This is a genomic window from Orrella dioscoreae (assembly GCF_900089455.2).
Taxonomy (GTDB): Bacteria; Pseudomonadota; Gammaproteobacteria; order Burkholderiales; family Burkholderiaceae_B; genus Orrella; species Orrella dioscoreae.
In genome coordinates, this window is record NZ_LT907988.1 from 1,563,458 (window position 1) to 1,582,328 (window position 18,871).

The following is an 18,871-nucleotide window of genomic DNA, read 5'->3' on the forward strand; positions in this document are numbered from 1 at the left end:
CATCCACCCCTTCCTGCGAGTTCCCCCGCCCGGTTTATGCAGCACATCCGCAATTTCTCGATCATTGCCCACATCGACCACGGCAAATCCACGCTCGCCGACCGTCTCATCCAGCGTTGCGGCGGCCTGGCCGACCGCGAAATGTCCGCGCAGGTGCTGGACTCCATGGAAATCGAGCGTGAACGGGGCATCACGATCAAGGCCCAGACCGCCGCGCTGCAATACAAGGCAGCCGACGGCAAGGTCTATGCGCTGAACCTCATCGACACGCCGGGACACGTCGACTTCTCCTATGAAGTCAGCCGCTCGCTGTCCGCCTGCGAAGGCGCGCTGCTGGTGGTCGATGCCTCGCAGGGCGTGGAAGCCCAGACCGTGGCCAACTGCTATACCGCCATCGAGCTGGGCGTGGAAGTGGTGCCCGTGCTGAACAAGATGGACCTGCCCCAGGCGAATCCCGACGGCGCGCGCCAGGAGATCGAGGACGTCATCGGCATCGATGCCACCGACGCGGTCCAGGCCAGCGCGAAGACGGGCATGGGCATCGACGAGATCCTGGAAACCGTGGTTGCGCGCGTGCCGCCGCCCAAGGGCGATCCGGACGCGCCGCTGCAGGCGCTCATCATCGATTCGTGGTTCGACAACTACGTGGGCGTGGTCATGCTGGTGCGCATCGTCAACGGCGTGGTCAAGCCCAAGGACAAGCTGCTCTTCATGGCCTCGCAGGCCACGCACCTGTGCGAACAGATCGGCGTCTTCACGCCCAAGTCGCAGCCTCGTCCGCAACTGTCGGCCGGCGACGTGGGCTTCATCATCGCGGGCATCAAGGACCTGGCGCACGCCAAGGTGGGCGACACGATCACGCTGGCCGGCAAGGCCGCGACCGAACCGCTGCCCGGCTTCAAGGAAGTCCAGCCCCAGGTGTTCGCGGGCCTGTATCCGGTGGAAAGCAGCGAATACGACCAGCTGCGCGACTCGCTGGAAAAGCTCAAGCTCAACGATGCCGCGCTGATGTTCGAACCCGAGGTGTCGCAGGCGCTGGGCTTCGGTTTCCGCTGCGGCTTCCTGGGCCTGCTGCACATGGAAATCGTGCAGGAACGCCTCGAGCGCGAGTTCGACATGGACATCATCACCACCGCGCCGTCGGTGGTGTACGAGGTCCAGCAGCGCGATGGCTCGGTGATCACGGTGGAAAGCCCCTCGCGCATGCCCGAGGTCGGCCACATCATGGACATCCGTGAGCCGATCGTGAAGGTCACGCTGTTCATGCCCCAGGAATACGTGGGGCCGGTCATGACGCTGTGCAACAACAAGCGCGGCGCCCAGATCAACATGAGCTACCACGGCCGCCAGGTGCACCTGGTCTATGAAATCCCGCTGGCCGAGATCGTGCTCGACTTCTTCGACAAGCTGAAGTCGGTGTCGCGCGGCTATGCCTCGATGGACTACGAGTTCCTGGAATACCGTTCGGCCGACGTGGTGCGCGTGGACCTGCTCATCAACAGCGACCGCGTCGATGCGCTGGCCATGATCGTCCACCGCAGCAATGCCCGCTACCGCGGCCGCGAAGTGGTCTCGCGCATGCGCGAGCTGATCCCGCGCCAGATGTACGACGTGGCCATCCAGGCCGCCATCGGCGCCGAGGTCATCGCCCGCGAGAACGTCAAGGCCCTGCGCAAGAACGTGCTGGCCAAGTGCTATGGCGGCGACATCAGCCGCAAGAAGAAGCTGCTGGAAAAGCAGAAGGCCGGCAAGAAGCGCATGAAGCAGGTCGGCAGCGTGGAGATCCCGCAAGAGGCCTTCCTGGCCATCCTGCAGGTTGAAGACAAGTAAGAAAGAAGGAAAGAGGAAAGACGCATGAGTTGGAATTTCGCCCTGATCCTTTTCCTGCTGCTGGTGTTGACCGGCGGCATCTGGTTGGTGGATCGTATCTGGCTGCGTTCGCGCCGCCGTGCCCGCATCGCCGAGGCGGTTGCCCGGGCCGACCTGGAAACCGCGGGCGCCAGCTCCGAGCATGTCGCCGAGCGGCGCCAGCAGGCTGCCCAGGAGGCGGGGCGCATGTCCTGGTGGCTGGAATACGCGGTCAGCTTCTTCCCGGTGATCCTGTTCGTGTTCCTGCTGCGCTCCTTCGTGGTGGAGCCGTTCCGCATCCCCTCGGGATCGATGCTGCCCACGCTTGAGTCCGGCGACCTGATCCTGGTCAACAAGTTCAGCTACGGCATTCGCCTGCCGGTCCTGGATCGCAAGGTCATCGATACCGGCAGTCCGAAGCGGGGCGACATCATGGTCTTCCGTTACCCCGTGGAGCCGCAGGTGGATTACGTCAAGCGCGTGATCGGCCTGCCCGGCGACCAGATCGCCTACCTGGACAAGAAGCTCTACCTGAACGGCCAGGAAGTGGCCCGTGCGCGCGACGGCGACTACTTCGAACCGGATCGGGTGTCCTACACCGCGAAATTTGATGAAAAAATCGGCGACGTTGAGCACAAGATCCTGGTGGATGAGCGCTCTTTCCAGGATATCGGCCCCACCTGGACGTATCCCAACCGTCAGAACTGCCAGTATGAACGCAATGGAATCCGTTGTACCGTGCCGGAAGGCCAGTACTTCGTGATGGGCGATAATCGGGACAACAGCCTTGATAGCCGGTACTGGGGATTCGTGCCCGATGCCAACATCGTGGGCAAGACCTTCATGATCTGGATGAATTTCGGCGACCTGGGCCGCATAGGCAGGGTTCATTGACGATGTCGCTTGCAACGCTTGCAAACCGCCTGGACTACCAATTCGCCGATGCCGGCCTGCTCGAGCAGGCGCTCACGCATCGCAGCCACGGCGCGCGACACAACGAGCGGCTGGAATTCCTGGGTGATTCGGTCCTGAACTTCGTCGTGGCTGCCATGCTCTTCGAGCGCTATGCCCGCATCGATGAAGGCGACCTGTCGCGCCTGCGCGCCAATCTGGTCAAGCAGGCTTCCCTGGCGGACATCGCCCAGAAGCTGGACCTGTCCCAATACCTGCGCCTGGGCGAGGGCGAGCTGAAAAGCGGCGGATTCCGTCGGCCCTCCATCCTCGCCGACACCCTCGAGGCCATTTTCGGCGCGGTGTTCCTGGATGGCGGTTTCGACCAGGCCCGCCGCGTCATCGTGCGCCAATACCAGCCCATCCTGGCCAACGTCGATCCGCAGACCCTGGGCAAGGACGCCAAGACCTTGCTGCAGGAGTTCCTGCAGGGGCGCAAGATGGCCTTGCCCATCTATACCGTCATTGCCACGCACGGCGCGGCGCACAGCCAGCAATTCGAGGTCGAGTGCGCCATTCCCGCATTCGAGATCAAGGTCGTGGCGCCCGGCAGCAGCCGCCGCGCGGCCGAGCAGTCCGCCGCCAAGCTGGCGCTGGAGGCTGCCGAGGCCGCCAGCCCCACTCCCCTGAAGCGCCGCGCCGGCAAGGCGCGCAAGACCACGCAACTGACCCTGCCCGTGGCAGTGGCGCAAGACACCAAATGACCCAGGATTTCCGCTGCGGCTTCGTCGCCATCGTCGGCCGACCCAACGTCGGCAAGTCCACGCTGACCAACGCGCTGGTCGGCACCAAGCTTTCCATCGTGTCGCGCAAGGCGCAGACCACGCGCCATCGCATCCAGGGCGTGCTCACCCGCGACACCGAGCAATTCGTCTTCGTCGACACGCCGGGCTTCCAGACCCGCCATGGCGGCGCCATGAACCGCATGATGAACCGCGTCGTCACGCAGGCGTTGGCCGACGTCGACGTGGTGGTGCACGTGGTCGAGGCCGGCAAGTGGTCCGAGGGCGACGCGAAGCTGCTGCCCTTGCTGCCCGCGCCCGAGCGCACCATCCTTGCGGTGAACAAGGTCGACCTGCTGAAGCAGCGCAACGACCTGTTCGCCTACGTTTCCAGGATCATGGCGCTGCATCCCTTTGCCGCCGTGGTGCCCGTCAGCGCGGCCAAGGACAAGCAGCTGGACGTGCTGCTGGGCGAAATTGCCCAGCGCCTGCCCGTCGGCGAAGCCATGTTCGAGGCCGACACGCTGACCGACAGGCCGATGCGTTTCATCGCCGCCGAGTTGATCCGCGAGAAGATCTTCCGCCTGGTCGGCGACGAACTGCCCTACGGCAGCACCGTGGTGATCGAGCAATGGGATGAAACCGAGCAGGGCGCCCGCATCGCGGCCTGCGTGGTGGTCGAGCGCGACAGCCACAAGCCCATTTTGCTGGGCACCGGCGGCATGCACATGAAGCGCATCGCCACCGAGGCTCGCCAGGACATCGCCAAGCTGCTGGACAAGCCCGTGCACCTGGAGGTCTACATCAAGGTGCGCAAGGGCTGGTCCGACCGCGAGAGCGCGCTGCGCGACCTGGGCTATGAGTAGACGCGGCGCGCGCGTCCAGGACGCCGCCGGTTACATGCTGCACGCCACCCCGTGGCGAGAAACCTCCCTGGTGGTCCAGGCCTTTTCCCGTGAACACGGTTGCGTGGCCTTGGTCGCCAAGGGCGCGAAGCGCCCTTATTCCACCTTGCGCCCCGTCTTGAACGCTTTCCAGCCCTTGCTGCTGTCGTGGACGGGCATGGGCGAGGTCAAGACGCTGACGCGCGCGGAAAGCGCCGGCATTCATGCGCTGGCAGGCGGCGCGTTGATGTCGGCCTGGTACATGAATGAACTGCTGCTGCGGCTCCTGCCGCGCGAAGATCCCCATCCCGTGCTGTACGACGCCTATGTCGAGGCCTTGCGCCAGCTGGCGGGTGGCCAGCGCGCGGCGGCGGCCCTGCGTCGCTTTGAATGGATGCTGCTGCGCGAGACGGGCTATGGCGTGGACGAGGAAGAGCCAGATTTCGGCGACGCCCAGCGCGAACCTGCCCTGCGCGCCAGCCTGCGGGAGCGTCTGGCCGACCAACTGGCCGGCAGGCCGCTGGCGACGCGGCGGGTGCTGATGGAATTGCAGCGCCTGTAGCCGGGGCAGTGCCGCCTACAGTATTTCCAGCGGCTGGCTGCGCGTGGGGGCGGGGAAGGCCGCGTCCAGCGTGCCCAGGTCTTCCGGGCTCAGCGTCAGGGTCAGGCTGGCCAGGTTGTCCCGCAGGCGGGCAAGGGATGCCGTCTTGGGAATCGAGATCACGCCGGGCAGGCGCATCGTCCAGGCCAGCGCCACGGCGGCAGGCGTCACGCCATGGCGTTGCGCCACAGTGTTCAAGGCTGGCGAGTCCAGCAGCCGCCCCTGTTCCAGCGGCGAATACGCCATGATCGCCACGCCGCGTTGGGCGCACCAGGGCTGGAGGTCGAATTCGATGCCGCGCCGGCCCAGGTTGTAGAGCACCTGGTTCACCTGCACCTGGCTGCCGCCCGGCACGCCCAGCAGTTCCTGCATGTCGTTCATGTCGAGGTTGCTGACGCCCCAGGCGCGGATCTTGCCCTCGCGCTGCAGCGCCTCCATTGCCTCGACCGTGTCGCTCAGGCGATGGCGGCCGCGCCAGTGCAGCAGGTACAGATCCAGCGTATCGGTCTTCAGGCGCCGCAGGCTGTCCTCGCAGGCGGCCGCGGTGCCGTGGCGCGAGGCATGCTCGGGCAACACCTTGCTGACGAGAAAGACCTCGTCGCGGCGGCCGGCGATGGCCCGCCCCACGATTTCCTCGGCCCCGCCATCGGCGTACATCTCGGCCGTGTCGATCAGGGCCAGGCCCGCATCCAGCCCGGCTTGCAGGCTGCGGATTTCATCCTGCGCGCGGTCCGGCGACTCTCCCATGAACCACGTTCCCTGGCCGAGCGCACACACGCTGCGGCCATCGGGCAGGACCACGGAAGCAGGGCTGACGGTCATGAGGGTCTCCTGGCGGGCATGGCAGATGACATCGACGATTCTAGCAATCCGAGGCATAAAAAAAGCCCCCACGCCGCGCCTTCGGCTTGCTGCCCCCCAGGGGGGCCGTTTTTGCCTTGGGGCGGCCCGTCGGTCAAAAAAACCCGCCTTGCGGCGGGTTCAGCTGCCCGGCAAGTGCGCACCGGGCAGGAGGGGTACTGTTGAGAACCGCTTATTCGCGGTCGCCGCCGAAGATGCCCAGCAGCATCAGCAGGTTGGCGAAGACGTTGTAGACGCTCAGGTAGATGGACAGCGTGGCCGAAACGTAGTTGGTTTCTCCGCCGTTGATGACGCGCTGCATATCCACCAGTATGAAGGCCGAGAAGATGACGACCGCCAGCACCGACACGGTCAGCATGAGCGCGGGCAGTTGCAGGAAGATGTTGGCCAGCGCGGCGACCAGGATGACGACGGCGCCGATGAAGAGCCACTTCTGCATGCCCGACAGGTCACGCTTGATGGTGGAGGCCAGGGTGGCCATGCTGGCGAAGACCACTGCCGTGCCGCCGAAGGCCGTCATGATCAGTTGCGAGCCATTGGACATGCCGAGCACGAAGCCCAGCAGGCGCGACAGCATGATGCCCATGAAGAACGTGAAGGCCAGCAGCAGCGCTACGCCAACCGAGCTGTCGCGATTGCGCTGGATCAGGTACATGAGGCCGAATGCGCCAGCCAGGAACAGGATGGTGCTGAGGCCGGGGCTCAGCGCCATGACCTGGTTCAGGCCGGTGTAGAGGCCCACGGCGGCGCCCAGCACCGTCGGGATCAGCGACAGGGCCAGCAGCCAGTAGGTGTTGCGCAACACGCGGTTGCGCACGACTTCGCCCGCAGCGCCGGTATAGGGGCCGGTGCGGGCCAGGGGCGATTGACGAAAATCGTTCATGTTGGAGGCTCCTAGGCAAGCAAGGGATGTCGCAGCCGCTCGCGGGCACGCGGGACGCGCACCCATGGCGAAGCGCGACAGGCTTCAGACCGTCAGGATACCTTACAGTTCCCTGAAAATACAGGGAGAGGGCAATTTGCCCCAGGGGAAAGGGCTGGCCCGTGCAGGGCGGCAGGCCGAAGGGGCCTGTCGCAGGACCTATTTCTTCCTGGCGTGCTGCGCGACGGCGGCGGCCACGAGGGCCGGCAGTTCGCGTTCCAGGCGGCGGCGCAGGCTATCGAGCGCCGCGTCCACGGCGGGACGCAGCGCGCGTTCGATTTCCTGGCGGACCTGGGCGCGCCAGATGTCGTCGTCCTGGGTGTCGCCCGCGGACGCCGTTGCCGTGCCGGCGGCCGGGGGCAGGGGGGACGGCGCGGCCAGGGGGGCGGGAATGGCCGCGGCGGCTTCGCGCGCCAGGGCTTCCACCGTGGCGGTTTCCACGGACACCGGGCGGAAGGCGGCCGCCGTATCGGGGGCGGGCAGGTCGGACCTTTCGGTCAGGGTCGGGATATCGGGGTCGTTGCGGGGATCGTTCACGGCGCTCTCCAGGCGTGGGCAGGGCGCCTCAGGCGCCGCCTGCCGGTTTGCTCAGGTCGTGGGCATGCAGGTCGTGGCCGGCCTCTTGATAGGTGCGCCAGCGTTGGCGCGCGGTCTGGCGATCGGCAGGTTCGCCCGAGACGATCTCCAGCACCCGGGCGAACTGCGCATAGCCGGGCGGGCAATCGTCGTCTAGATTCATCAGCCAGGGCAGTTCGCCGCCTGCGTCGGCCACGGGCGCGGCGGGCGCCTGCGCAGTCAGTACGATGGGGCTGCTCGCGGCCAGCGGATCGTTGGCGAGGACATGGGGAAGGAAGGAGATGTCCTCGAACGTCCAGAGCAGTTTGTCGAAGGCCGCCAGCCGCGTCGCGTCGCTGCAGTAGACGACCAGGCGCTGGCCCGCGCGGTAGCGCTTGCCGGCAACCTGGCAGGCCATCGGCAGGCGGTCGGGCGCGCCGAAGGCGAAGTCGATGCGCGTCACGGCGGACGCGGCCGGGCCTGGACCGCTCACGCCTTCTGCGCCTGCCCGAGCAGGTACTGCACCAGCAGGGGCACCGGACGGCCGGTGGCGCCCTTGTCCTTGCCGCCACGCCAGGCGGTGCCGGCGATGTCCAGGTGGGCCCAGGGATAGGCCTTGGTGAAGCGCGACAGGAAGCAGGCGGCGGTGACTGACCCTGCGGGGGGGCCGCCGATGTTGGCGATGTCGGCGAAGTTGGACTTCAGCTGTTCCTGGTAGGCGTCGTCCATGGGCATGCGCCATGCCGTGTCGAGCGTGTCGCGGCCGGCGGCCAGCAGCGCGTCGGCCAGGGCATCGTCCTTGGAGAACAGGCCTGTGTTGACGTGGCCCAGGGCCACGACGCAGGCGCCGGTCAGGGTGGCGATGTCGATCACGGCGGCGGGCTTGAAGCGTTCGGCGTAGGTCAGTGCGTCGCACAGCACCAGACGGCCTTCGGCGTCGGTGTTCAGGATCTCGATGGTCTGGCCCGACATGCTGGTGACGACGTCGCCCGGCTTGTTGGCGCGGCCGCTGGGCATGTTCTCGCACGCGGGGATGAGGCCGATGACATCGTGCGCCAGTTCGATCTCGGCGACTGCGCGCAAGGTGCCCAGCACGCTGGCCGCGCCGCACATGTCGTACTTCATTTCGTCCATGGTGGCGGCGGGCTTGATCGAGATGCCGCCCGAATCGAAGGTGATGCCCTTGCCCACCAGCACGATGGGCGCGCGCGCCTTGGCCTTGGACTTGGCCGCTGCCTTTGCCGATTCCTTCGCCGTGTACTTCAGCACGATGAAGCGCGGCGCTTCATCGGAGCCGCGCGCCACCGACAGGAACGAGCCCATCTTCAGCGCCTCGATCTGCTTGCGTTCGAGGATCTCGGCCTTGAGCGTGCCCTTGAATTCAGCGGCCAGGCTGCGTGCCGTGTCCGCCAGGTAGGCCGGGGTGCAGAGGTTGCCGGGCAGGTTGCCCAGCGTGCGGGCGAGGTCCATGCCGTTGGCGATGCCGCCGCCTTCGCGCAAGCCCGCCTGCGCCTGCGCGGTGTCCGCGCGCGCCACCGAGACGGCGAACTTCTTCAGCTTGGGACGCGCGGCCGGATCAGCCTTGCCGAACGTGCGGTCGTAGTGATACGTGGCCTGGCCGGCGGCGATGGCGGCATTGCGCGCGCGCACGCGCAGCGTCGCGCCTTCGCATTTGTTCGCGGCCAGCGTGGACACGGCATCGGCCGCTTGCGCCTGCACGCAGGCGGCGGCGAAGGCGCGCTCGGCGGCGGCGTGCACGGCCGGGGCGTAGTCGTCTTCCTTGCCCAGGCCGACCAGCACCACGCGTTGCGCGGTGACGCCGGGCAGGGCGCGCAGCACCAGCGTGGCGCCAGCCTTGCCGGAGAACTCGGCCTTCACGACGGCGCGCAATTGGCCTTCGCTGGCACGATCGATGATGTCGGCGGCGGGCGTCAGCACGCCATCTCCATAAACGCCAACGGCCAGTGCGGCCGTTTTGGTTTGGTGAAGGGAAGCGGTGGTGTGTGTGCTAAATTCCATGAGGGTTTCCCCGTGTGCGTCAGTGGATGCAACGATTATCCCGCATATTCTCCCATGTCACTATTCAAACGCTCGGTCGCAGCGGAAATCTCCAGCCATGCAGGCGTCGTCTTCTCCACACTGGTGATCGTGTGGCTCAGCGTGCTGCTGGTTCGCCTTCTGGGCGAGGCGGCAGGCGGCACCATCGGCGCCGACGTCGTGCTCGGCCTCGCCACGTTCTCCACCATCACCGCGCTGCCCACCATCCTGTCGGTGTCGCTCTTCATCGCGGTGCTCACCACCGTCACGCGCAACTACCGCGAGTCCGAAATGGTCGTGTGGTTCGCCAGCGGCCTGTCGCTGGCTGATTGGCTGCGGCCCGTGCTGCGCCTGGCCATCCCCATCGCCATGCTCATCGCCGTGCTGACGCTGGCTGCATCGCCCTGGGCGTACCGGCAGATCGCCGAATACCGCGAGCGTTATGAACAGCGCTCGGACCTGTCCAAGGTCACCGCCGGCCAGTTCGCGGAGGCCAGCGGCGGCGAACGCGTGTTCTTCGCCGAAGAGCCCTCGATCGTGGGCGATGAGTTGGGCAGCGTGTTCGTGCGCGTGCAGGATCCCGAGTGGCTGACGGTCGTCACCGCCACCAACGCAAGGATCCAGAACGAAGCCAACGGCGACCGTTTCCTGGTGTTGGGCGCAGGCCATCGCTATGACCTGAAGCCGGGGTCCGCCGAGTTCCGCCTGGCCGACTTCCAGCGATATGGCGTGCGCCTGGAAAGCCGTGGCGAAGACCAGCTGGCCGAAGCCCGCGCGGCAGCGGAGCGCAGCAGCAAGGCGCGTCCCACGGGCCAACTGATCACGGACGACACCGACAGCTCGCGGGCCCAGATCATGTGGCGCATCGCCTTGCCCATCGCGGCCTTGAACCTGGCCTTGCTGGCCATTCCGCTGGGGGCGGTCAATCCGCGCCTGGGCCGCTCGGGCGACCTGTTGATCGCCGGCCTGGTGGCCTTGCTCTACATGAACCTCATCAACCTGTCGCGCGGCTGGATCAGCAGCGGGGCGGTCGGCTTCGGCGTCGGGGTCTGGGCGGTACATGCCATCTTCGGCCTGCTGACGGCCTACCTGATGTATCGCCGCCTGCGCGTGAAGGCGCCGAAGGATGCCGGGCCGTCCGCGCCCGCGCCGGCCGCTGCCTGAGCGCCGCGGCCAACTGCCGCAATGCCTGGCGGCACGCCTGCCGTCAGGCGCCGCGCCGCAAGGGGCCGCCGCGGCCCTGCAGCAAGGTCTGGTTGGCCGTCACCGCCTGCCGCAGGAATTCCCACAACGCCGCCACGCGCTTGAGCCTGCGCGCGTCTTCGTGGCAATAGATCCAGAAGCTTCGCATGATCCGCACGTCGTCGGCCAATACCGGCGTCAGGCGGCTGTCCTGTGACGCGATGAAGCAGGGCAGCACGGCAAGCGCCTGGCCCTGCAACGCGGCGTGGTACTGCGCGATGACGCTGGTGCTGCGAAGGACCACGTTGCTGCCCGGCAGCTCGTCCTCCAGGTAACGCAGCCGGTCGCTGAAGAGCAGTTCGTCCACGTAGCCGATGAAGGTGTGGTCGGCGAGGTCCGCGCGCCGCGTGATGGGCGCGTGCGCATGCAGATACGCGGGCGTGCCGTACAGGCGCAGGGTGTAGTCGCACAGCTTGCTGCACACATAGGGACCGCGTTGCGGCCGTTCGATGGTGATGGCGAGGTCGGCTTCGCGCTTGGACAGGCTGACGAAGCGCGGCACGGGCAGGACGTCCAGCGTCACGTGCGGGTAGCGGCGATGGAAGTCCATCAGCAGCGGCGTCAGCACATAGGTGCCGAAACCCTCGGTGGCGCCCAGCCGGACGTGTCCAGAGATCGCCTCGCCGATGCCGGACAATTCCTCGCGCGCGGACTGCAGGGTGTTTTCCATCTGTTCGGCGCGCACGAACAGGCGCTGGCCGTCGGCCGTCAGCACGAAGCCCGCGCTGCGGGATTTCTCGAAGAGCACGGTGTCCAGACTGGCTTCCAGCGCCTTGACCCTGCGCGAGACCGTGGTGTGCTCCACCCCCAGGCGGCGGGCGGCCGCGCTGACGCGCTGGGTGCGGGCGACTTCGAGGAAATACCGCAAGCTGTCCCAGTCCGGCATGGCCGTCTCCTGTGTGCATGAATGCACAAGCAGTGTGCATTTCTAGTCTTGTTGGTTCATTTTCACACACCTACACTGGCCTGGCATTGCCCGCAGATGGCAAGCCCACACAACGAGGAGACAAGCATGGCGACGACACGTACACGCGGTCTGGGAACCGCGCTGCTTTGCCTGGGGTTGGGAATGGGAGGGGCTGCCGCCGCGGCCGACAAGCCGCCGATCAAGATCGGCATCCTGGGCGACATGTCCGGCACCTATGCCGGCATGGGCGGACCCGGTTCGGTGGCCGCCGCGCAACTGGCCATCGACGACTGCCTGAAGGCCGAATGCAAGGGCATGCAGATTTCGCTGGTGTCGGCCGATCACCAGAACAAGGCCGACGTGGGCGCGGCGCGCGCGCGCGAATGGTTCGACCGGGAAGGCGTCTCGGCGATTGCCGACCTGACCAATTCCGCCGTGGCGATTGCCGTGCAGGGCATCGCCAAGGAAAAGAACCGGGTCGTGATGTTCTCGGGGCCGGCCACCACCGCGCTGACCAACGCGCAGTGTTCGCCGGTGGGTTTTCACTGGATGTTCGACACCTATTCGCAGTCCGCCGGCGGCGCGCGCGCCACGGTCGAGACGGGCGGCAAATCCTGGTATTTCGTGACGGTGGACTACGCCTTCGGTCATTCGCTGGAGGCCGACACCGCCAAGATGGTGCAGTCGCTGGGCGGCAAGGTGGTGGGCAGCGTGCGGCACCCCCTGAACGTCGCCGACTTCGCGTCCTTCATGCTGCAGGCGCAGGCGTCGAAAGCGCAGGTCGTGGCGCTGGCCAACGGCGGCCAGGACACGGTCAACGCGGTCAAGCAGGCGCGCGAGTTCGGCATCGTCGAAGGCGGGCAGCGCCTCGTGTCCCTGCTGATTTTCCTGTCCGACCTGCGCGCGCTGGGCCTGCCCAATGCGCAGGGCCTGTCCTACGTGGATGGCTTCTATTGGGACTTCGATGACGACGCACGGGCGTGGGCAGGCCGCTTCGAGAAGGCCTACAAGGGCCTGAAGCCCACGATGACGCATGCGGGCGTCTATTCCAGCGTGCTGCATTACCTGCGCGCGGCCGCCCAGACCGGCTCGACGCAGGGCGACGTGGTGGCCGAGGCCATGCGCAAGCTGCCGATCAAGGACCCGATCATGCGCAATGCATCGATCCGTCCGGACGGCCGCGTGATCCACGACATGTACCTGTACGAGGTCAAGAAGCCGGACGAGTCCAAGGGCGAGTGGGACTACTCGCGCCTGGTGGCGACGATCCCGGCGGAGCAGGCATTCCAGCCGCTTGCGCAATCGACCTGCCCGCTGGTGCAGCAGGCCAAACCCTGATTGCCTTCCCTGGTTTTCTTTATCGATCCTGGAGTCAAGACGCATGAGCAAAGACATTCCCCGCCTGGCCCACCTGATCGGCGGCAAGCTGGTCGAGTCGACGTCGAAGGAGTGGCGCGACGTGGTGAATCCCGCGACGCAGGAGGTGGTGGCCCGCGTGCCTTTCGGCACGCGCGAAGAGCTGGACCAGGCCGTGGCCAATGCCCGCGAGGCCTATGCCACCTGGCGCAACACGGGGCAGGGCGCGCGCATGCGCGTCATGCTGAAGTTCCAGCAACTGCTGCGCGACAACACCGATAAGCTCGCCGAGATGATCACCCGCGAGCATGGCAAGACCTTGCCGGATGCGCAGGGCGAGGTGGGCCGCGGCCTGGAGGTGGTCGAGCACGCCTGCAGCATCGCCAGCCTGCAACTGGGCGAGTATGCCGAGAACGCGGCGGGCGGCATCGATGTCTATACGCTGGTCCAGCCGCTGGGGGTGTGCGCGGGCATCACCGCCTTCAACTTCCCCGTGATGCTGCCCTGCTTCATGTTCCCGATCGCCGTGTCCTGCGGCAACACCTTCGTGCTGAAGCCGTCCGAGCAGGACCCCACCGCCACCCTGTTCCTGGCGCAGCTGGCGCTGGAAGCGGGCCTGCCGCCGGGCGTGCTGAACGTGGTGCATGGCGGGCCGGACATCGCCAACGGGCTGTGCGAGCACCCGGACGTCAAGGCCGTGTCCTTCATCGGCTCGACGCGCGTGGGCACCGAGATCTACCGGCGTGCCTCGGACGCGGGCAAGCGCTGCCAGGCCATGATGGGCGCGAAGAACCACTGCGTGATCCTGCCCGACGCCGATCGCGAAGTGGCCTTGAATCACCTGATCGGCGCGGCTTTCGGCGCGGCGGGCCAGCGCTGCATGGCGGCCTCGGTGGCGGTGTTCGTCGGCAAGTCGCGCGAGTGGCTGCCCGATTTCGTCGAGCGCTCGCGCAAGCTGAAGGTGAACACGGGCACCGACCGCAGCGCCGACCTGGGCCCGCTGGTATCGCCCGCCGCCAAGCAGCGCGTGGAGAGCCTGATCGCGGCCGGCGAGAAAGAGGGCGCGACGCTGCTGCTGGATGGCCGTGGCCTGACGGTCAAGGGCTATGAGCAGGGCAATTTCGTCGGCCCGACGGTGTTCGGCGGCGTGACGGCCAAGATGCGCATCTACCAGGAGGAGATCTTCGGGCCGGTGCTGTGCGTGGTGGAGGCCGAGACGCTGGAAGAGGCGGTGGCATTCATCAACGGCAATCCCAACGGCAACGGCGTGGCGATCTTCACGCAGGACGGCGGCGCCGCGCGCTATTTCCAGAACAACATCGACGTGGGACAGGTGGGCATCAACATCCCCATTCCGGTGCCGGTGGCCTGGTTCAGCTTCACGGGGTCGCGCGGCTCCAAGCTGGGGGACCTGGGGCCCAACGGCAAGCAGGCCGTGCAGTTCTGGACCCAGACCAAGACCGTGACCGCGCGCTGGTCGGCGCATGGCTCGGGCGTGAACACCACGATCACGATGAAGTGATGTCTGCGTGAGGAGGCCGGGGCCGCCAGCCGCGGCCCCGCGCCGTTTGGTAGCATGCCGGCGATGCATGCCGACTTCGATCCCTATCCGCAACTCGCCGCCTTGCTGCTGCCCGCCGTGACCGGCGGCGACGACGGCGCCCATGACTTGTCCCACCTGCAGCGCGTCTGGAAGAACGCCCGCGCGATCCACGCGTGCGAAGGCGGGGACACCGAGCTCCTGCTGGCCGCGACGCTGCTGCACGACTGCGTGGCCGTCGAGAAGAATTCCCCCTTGCGCGCCCAGGCATCGCGCCTGTCGGCGGCCAAGGCGTCCGAGATATTGCGAGGATTGGGCTGGGATGACGCACGTATCGGGCAGGTGGCGCACATCATCGAGGCGCACAGCTTCACCGCCGCCATTGCGCCGCGCACGCTGGAAGCCCGCATCCTGCAGGACTCCGACCGCCTGGACGCCATCGGCATGCTGGGCGTTGCGCGGTGTTTCTATGTGGCGGGCCGCATGAGGTCGCAGCTTTATCATCCGGCCGATCCGCAGGCGCAGGCGCGGCCGCTGGACGATGCGCACTACGCGCTGGATCATTTTCCCAAGAAGCTGCTCATGCTGGCGGACAACTTCCAGACCCCGGAAGGCGCCCGCCTGGCAGGGTTGCGGCACGCCAGCATGCTGGCGTTCCTGGATGCCTTCGCGCAAGAAATCTGACGCGGCCGAATGGCCTTCAGCCAGGCGCCACGACCTGGGGAAATGAGTAAATGCTTATATCTATATTGAATATATGGAGGGTTCCTTATTACCTATAATTCGGTTGAAACATTGGGGTAAATAATGAACCTTCAACAATTCCGCTTCGTGCGGGAAACGATCCGCCGCGATTTCAACCTGACCGAAGCGGCGAGAATGCTCTACACCTCGCAGCCTGGCGTCTCCAAGGCCATCATCGAGTTCGAGGATGAACTGGGGGTGAAGATCTTCGAGCGCCATGGCAAGCGCATCAAGGGCCTGACCAAGCCCGGCCAAGCCGTGTCGCAGGTGATCGACCGCATCATGCGCGAGGTCGACAACCTGAAGAAGGTCAGCGACGAGTTCGCGCGCCGCGACGAAGGCGGACTGGTGATCGCCTGCACGCACACCCAGGCGCGTTACCTGCTGCCCGGCGTGATTCCCGGCTTCCGCAAGCAGTTTCCCAAGGTCCGCGTGTCGCTGGCAGAAGGCAGTCCCACGCAACTGGCCGAAATGGTGCTGCACGAGCAGGCCGACCTGGCCATTGCCACCGAGTCGCTGGCCTTGACGCCAGGCCTTGCCACCTTGCCTTGCTACACCTGGGAGCACACGGTGGTGGTGCGGCCGGATCATCCGCTGGCCGAGCTGACTTCCAGCGCCGCCAAGAAGCTGACGCTGGCGCAACTGGCCGAGTATCCCATCGTGACGTATGACCGCGCCTTCTCGGGCCGGACGGCCATCGACGAGGCGTTCTCCGCGCAAAGCATCCATCCGGACATCGTGCTCGAGGCCATCGACGCCGACGTCATCAAGACCTACGTGGACGTCGGCCTGGGCATCGGCATCATTGCCGGCGTGGCGTATGACCCGCGCCGCGACCAGGGCCTGATCGGCCTGCCGGTGGGCCGCCTGTTCGGCACGCACACGACGCGTGTCGGCATCAAGGAGGGCGTGTTCCTGCGGGACTATGTCTATACCTTCCTGGAAATGCTGACGCCGACGCTGACCCGCAAGGCGGTGGCGGAAGCGGTGCAGGGCGCGAAGGACGCCTGACCCCTCTCCGTGGTTTGCCCCGGCGCCCCGCGTGGATCGGCTCTGCGCGGGGCGTTTTGCGTCAGGGGCAAGGGTGGCATGAAGCTTGGAACTATGGGGTCGGATCATTTGATTAAAAAATTCAAATGAGAATAGCTCCCATTTTCGGTTGATCTTCAAACAGGAATCATTATCATTTCATCTATCGCAAACGACCCCAAACGAGGGCATCATGACGCAATCGATGAGCGCAGTAGTGGTAGGCGCGGACCGCCTGGGCAACATCCCTGAGCTCCTCAAGGGCCACAACATTTCCATCACGCACCACATCAGTGGACGTGATCCTTCGCACCAGAAGAAGACGCTGCAACTGCCCTCGGGCACCGAGCTGGTCATCCTGCTCACGGACTTCCTGGGCCACAACGTGATGAAGACCTTCCGCAACGCCGCGCAGCGTGGCGGCATCCGTGTGGTGGCATGCCGCCGTTCGGTGTGCAGCATGCAGCAGGCGCTGACGCAATGCGGCCTGTGCCCCAACGCGAATTCGTGTGCCCGCACGCAGCACTGACGGTCGGCGGGGGAAAAGCAAAAACGGCGCCTGGTGAACTGACCCCCAGAAGTTGGACAGTTTAAAAGATCAGGCGGCCAAGGCCTGAGTTCGGTATTGCACCGGGCTCAGGCCTTTTAGTTTGAGCCGGATACGCTGGTGGTTGTAGTAGTGGATGAACTGGCCGATGGCCTTTTGAAGCTGCTCGATGCTGTCGTAGCGGCGCAGGTAGAAGCACTCGGTCTTGAGCGTGGCGAACCAGCTCTCCATGGCGGCGTTGTCCAGGCAGTTGCCCTTGCGCGACATGCTTTGCGTGAGGCCACGATCGGCCAGCATGCGCCGGTAGCTGGGCTGCTGGTACTGCCAGCCCTGGTCCGAGTGCAGCAGCGGTTGGTCGCCCGGCGACAGGCGGCGCATCGCCTTCTTGAGCATGTTGCCCACCAGCCCGAACAGCGGGCGTTCGCTGGTCTCGTAGGCCACGATCTCACCGTTGTACAGGTCCATCACCGGCGACAGATACAGCTTCTGGCCGCGCACGTTGAACTCCGTCACGTCGGTGACCCACTTCTGGTTCGGACGGTCGGCCTCGAACTGGCGCGCCAGCACGTTCGGCGCCACGCGGCCTACCTCGCCTCGGTACGAGCGATACCTCTTCGGTCGCACCAAGGACTTCAGTCCCAACGCCCGCATCAGCTTCTGCACCGTCTTGTGGTTCACGCACTGGCCGGCCTGGCGCAGCGCGGCCGTGATGCGCCGGTAGCCGTAGCGGCCCTTGTGACGTGTGTAGATAGCACGGATCTTGGCCTTGAGCGCGGCGTACTGATCGACCGCACCCTGCGCCTTCAGATGGTAGTAGAACGTGCTGCGCGAGAGCTTGGCCGCCCGCAGCAATAGCGACAGCGGATGTGTCGGCCTCAATCCTTGGACAATTTGCGCTTTTTCACCAGCGCTTCGGTCCGTTCCGCTTCGATCAAGGCCTTCAATTTTTTTAGATAATCATTCTCCGCGCGCAGATAGGCCAGCTCCTCGCGCATCTGCTCGGCAGTCATGTCCGTGGGAATTGGCGCGGGCGGGGGCTTGTGGGGCATCGGAGGTCGACCTCTACGTTTGGGCGCCAATGCGCCCAGTCCTCCCGCATCATACTGGCGTGCCCACTTGCCAATGTGAGTCGCACAGCGAATGTTGAACGCGGCCGCCGTCTGGGCCTGTGACCAGTGCTCCTGCCGCATTCGCCTGAGCACCTGCAGCTTGAAGGCTGCGTCATAGCTTGCCCCCTTGCGGCGCAACCCGGACAGGCCATGCTCCCGGTAGCTCTGCACCCAGCGTCTGACCGTCGCATGGCCAAGACCCTGCTCAGCACCGACCGTCTTGGCTCCCGCTGAGCCCGATAAATACCGCCTGACTACCCTGAGCTTGAACTGCTCGTCGTACTTCGCCATGCAAAAACCCCCGAAGATTGGATTTCGTCCAACTTTCGGGGGTCAGTTCATGGTGCGCCGTTTTTGTTTTGGGTGTTGCCTGGGGGAAGGGCCGGGAATCAGCGCGAGGCCAGCAGGCCCGGCTCCAGGCGCCGCGCGCCGTTATAGCGCTTCTTCCAATAGCGCATGTCCATGTTTTCCACGCGCACCACGCCGCCCGAGCTGGGGGAGTGGACGAAGCTGTTGTCGCCGACGTAGATGCCCACGTGCGAATAGCGGCGGCCCAGCGTGTTGAAGAACACGAGGTCGCCGGCCTTCAGGTCGCCGCGGTCGATCTGGTTGCCCAGGCGGGCCATCTCGGCGGCATTGCGGGGCAGTTTCATGCCCAGCGACTGCTGGAAGGCGTAGGTGACGAGGCCGCTGCAATCGAAGCCTTCGTCGGGGGTGTTGCCGCCGTAGCGGTACCGGATGCCCAGCAGCGTCATGGCCGTGCTGACCAGTCCCGTAGGCGTCTGCGCGGCGTCTTCCCGGGCGGATTGGGGTTTCCTGGCCGTCGGCTGGGCGCCCTTGCTGCGCAGCAGGGCCGCGATGGGGTCGGACTGGTCGTTGGCGCCATACCAGTCCACGTCGTCCATGACGCTGGCCTGCTGGGCCGGGCGGGTGGGCGAGGTGCCGCAACCCGCGAGCATCAGCGCAAGCAGCACGCCGGCCGTCCAGCCACCCACGGCACGCACACGGTGCGGGCG

Annotated in this window: 19 protein-coding genes; 11 read left to right on the forward strand and 8 right to left on the reverse strand. The window is 66.0% G+C overall.

Going from position 1 to position 18,871, the window contains the following annotated elements; genetic code table 11:
- Window positions 1–36 precede the first annotated feature (36 nt).
- The 5 genes from lepA to recO are packed head-to-tail and all read left to right on the forward strand — an operon-like array spanning window position 37 to window position 4,967.
- Window positions 37–1,830, forward strand: coding sequence for a translation elongation factor 4 (lepA, locus tag ODI_RS07270; protein ID WP_067755763.1), 1,794 nt, complete (start codon window positions 37–39; stop codon window positions 1,828–1,830).
- A 24-nt stretch (window positions 1,831–1,854) separates the two neighbouring features.
- Window positions 1,855–2,742, forward strand: a complete 888-nt coding sequence (gene lepB / locus ODI_RS07275) for a signal peptidase I (RefSeq protein ID WP_067755766.1) — start codon at window positions 1,855–1,857, stop codon at window positions 2,740–2,742.
- A gap of 2 nt (window positions 2,743–2,744) precedes the next feature.
- Entirely contained in the window at window positions 2,745–3,503 is a 759-nt protein-coding gene (gene rnc, locus ODI_RS07280) for a ribonuclease III (protein ID WP_067755769.1), read from the forward strand.
- A complete protein-coding gene (era, locus tag ODI_RS07285; RefSeq protein ID WP_067755772.1) occupies window positions 3,500–4,387 on the forward strand; it encodes a GTPase Era in 888 nt (295 codons plus the stop codon). Before rnc ends, era begins: the two co-directional genes overlap by 4 nt.
- Window positions 4,380–4,967, forward strand: coding sequence for a DNA repair protein RecO (gene recO, locus ODI_RS07290; RefSeq protein ID WP_067755775.1), 588 nt, complete (start codon window positions 4,380–4,382; stop codon window positions 4,965–4,967). The genes era and recO overlap by 8 nt, the downstream gene beginning before the upstream one ends.
- 15 nt (window positions 4,968–4,982) lie before the next feature.
- On the opposite strand, the gene ODI_RS07295 is transcribed toward recO, so the two are convergent.
- From ODI_RS07295 to ODI_RS07315, 5 genes are all read right to left on the reverse strand, one after another.
- The gene (locus tag ODI_RS07295; protein ID WP_067755778.1) at window positions 4,983–5,828 is read right to left on the reverse strand and encodes an aldo/keto reductase; all 846 of its coding nucleotides are present in this window, start codon (window positions 5,826–5,828) and stop codon (window positions 4,983–4,985) included.
- Between the two features lie 211 nt (window positions 5,829–6,039).
- Complete coding sequence (locus tag ODI_RS07300; RefSeq protein ID WP_067755780.1) at window positions 6,040–6,750, reverse strand: Bax inhibitor-1/YccA family protein; 711 nt, start codon at window positions 6,748–6,750, stop codon at window positions 6,040–6,042.
- A 198-nt stretch (window positions 6,751–6,948) separates the two neighbouring features.
- Window positions 6,949–7,326, reverse strand: a complete 378-nt coding sequence (locus ODI_RS07305) for a hypothetical protein (protein ID WP_098020866.1) — start codon at window positions 7,324–7,326, stop codon at window positions 6,949–6,951.
- Between the two features lie 28 nt (window positions 7,327–7,354).
- Entirely contained in the window at window positions 7,355–7,807 is a 453-nt protein-coding gene (locus ODI_RS07310; RefSeq protein ID WP_067757092.1) for a DNA polymerase III subunit chi, read from the reverse strand.
- Window positions 7,808–7,833: 26 nt separating this feature from the next.
- Complete coding sequence (locus ODI_RS07315; RefSeq protein WP_067757068.1) at window positions 7,834–9,363, reverse strand: leucyl aminopeptidase; 1,530 nt, start codon at window positions 9,361–9,363, stop codon at window positions 7,834–7,836.
- Between the two features lie 54 nt (window positions 9,364–9,417).
- Here ODI_RS07315 and lptF point away from each other — a divergent pair, with 54 nt between their 5' ends.
- The gene (gene lptF, locus ODI_RS07320; RefSeq protein WP_067757071.1) at window positions 9,418–10,545 is read left to right on the forward strand and encodes an LPS export ABC transporter permease LptF; all 1,128 of its coding nucleotides are present in this window, start codon (window positions 9,418–9,420) and stop codon (window positions 10,543–10,545) included.
- Between the two features lie 43 nt (window positions 10,546–10,588).
- Here the strand turns inward: lptF and ODI_RS07325 are convergent, their stop codons facing one another.
- Window positions 10,589–11,509 carry a LysR family transcriptional regulator gene (locus tag ODI_RS07325; RefSeq protein WP_067757074.1) on the reverse strand — a complete coding sequence of 307 codons (921 nt, stop codon included), beginning with the start codon at window positions 11,507–11,509 and terminating at the stop codon, window positions 10,589–10,591.
- Between the two features lie 183 nt (window positions 11,510–11,692).
- On the opposite strand from ODI_RS07325, the gene ODI_RS07330 reads away from it, so the two are divergent.
- From ODI_RS07330 to ODI_RS07350, 5 genes are all read left to right on the forward strand, one after another.
- Window positions 11,693–12,868, forward strand: a complete 1,176-nt coding sequence (locus ODI_RS07330) for an ABC transporter substrate-binding protein (protein WP_408635936.1) — start codon at window positions 11,693–11,695, stop codon at window positions 12,866–12,868.
- Window positions 12,869–12,911: 43 nt separating this feature from the next.
- Window positions 12,912–14,408 (forward strand): CoA-acylating methylmalonate-semialdehyde dehydrogenase, encoded by a 1,497-nt coding sequence (locus ODI_RS07335; protein ID WP_067757080.1) that lies wholly within the window; start codon window positions 12,912–12,914, stop codon window positions 14,406–14,408.
- 63 nt (window positions 14,409–14,471) lie between these two features.
- Window positions 14,472–15,110, forward strand: a complete 639-nt coding sequence (locus ODI_RS07340) for an HD domain-containing protein (RefSeq protein WP_067757083.1) — start codon at window positions 14,472–14,474, stop codon at window positions 15,108–15,110.
- Window positions 15,111–15,233: 123 nt separating this feature from the next.
- On the forward strand, window positions 15,234–16,181 hold the full coding sequence (locus tag ODI_RS07345) for a CysB family HTH-type transcriptional regulator (protein ID WP_067757086.1): 948 nt from the start codon (window positions 15,234–15,236) through the stop codon (window positions 16,179–16,181).
- Window positions 16,182–16,392: 211 nt separating this feature from the next.
- Window positions 16,393–16,728 carry a DUF2325 domain-containing protein gene (locus ODI_RS07350; RefSeq protein WP_067757089.1) on the forward strand — a complete coding sequence of 112 codons (336 nt, stop codon included), beginning with the start codon at window positions 16,393–16,395 and terminating at the stop codon, window positions 16,726–16,728.
- Between the two features lie 69 nt (window positions 16,729–16,797).
- Here the strand turns inward: ODI_RS07350 and ODI_RS07355 are convergent.
- Window positions 16,798–18,146, reverse strand: a protein-coding gene (locus ODI_RS07355; RefSeq protein WP_098020867.1) for an IS3 family transposase whose coding sequence is annotated in 2 segments (ribosomal slippage) — window positions 16,798–17,660 and window positions 17,660–18,146 — 1,350 coding nt in all. Because the reading frame shifts where the segments join, the coding sequence is not laid out codon by codon here.
- Between the two features lie 98 nt (window positions 18,147–18,244).
- Window positions 18,245–18,826 (reverse strand): C40 family peptidase, encoded by a 582-nt coding sequence (locus ODI_RS07360; RefSeq protein ID WP_408635937.1) that lies wholly within the window; start codon window positions 18,824–18,826, stop codon window positions 18,245–18,247.
- Window positions 18,827–18,871 lie beyond the last annotated feature (45 nt).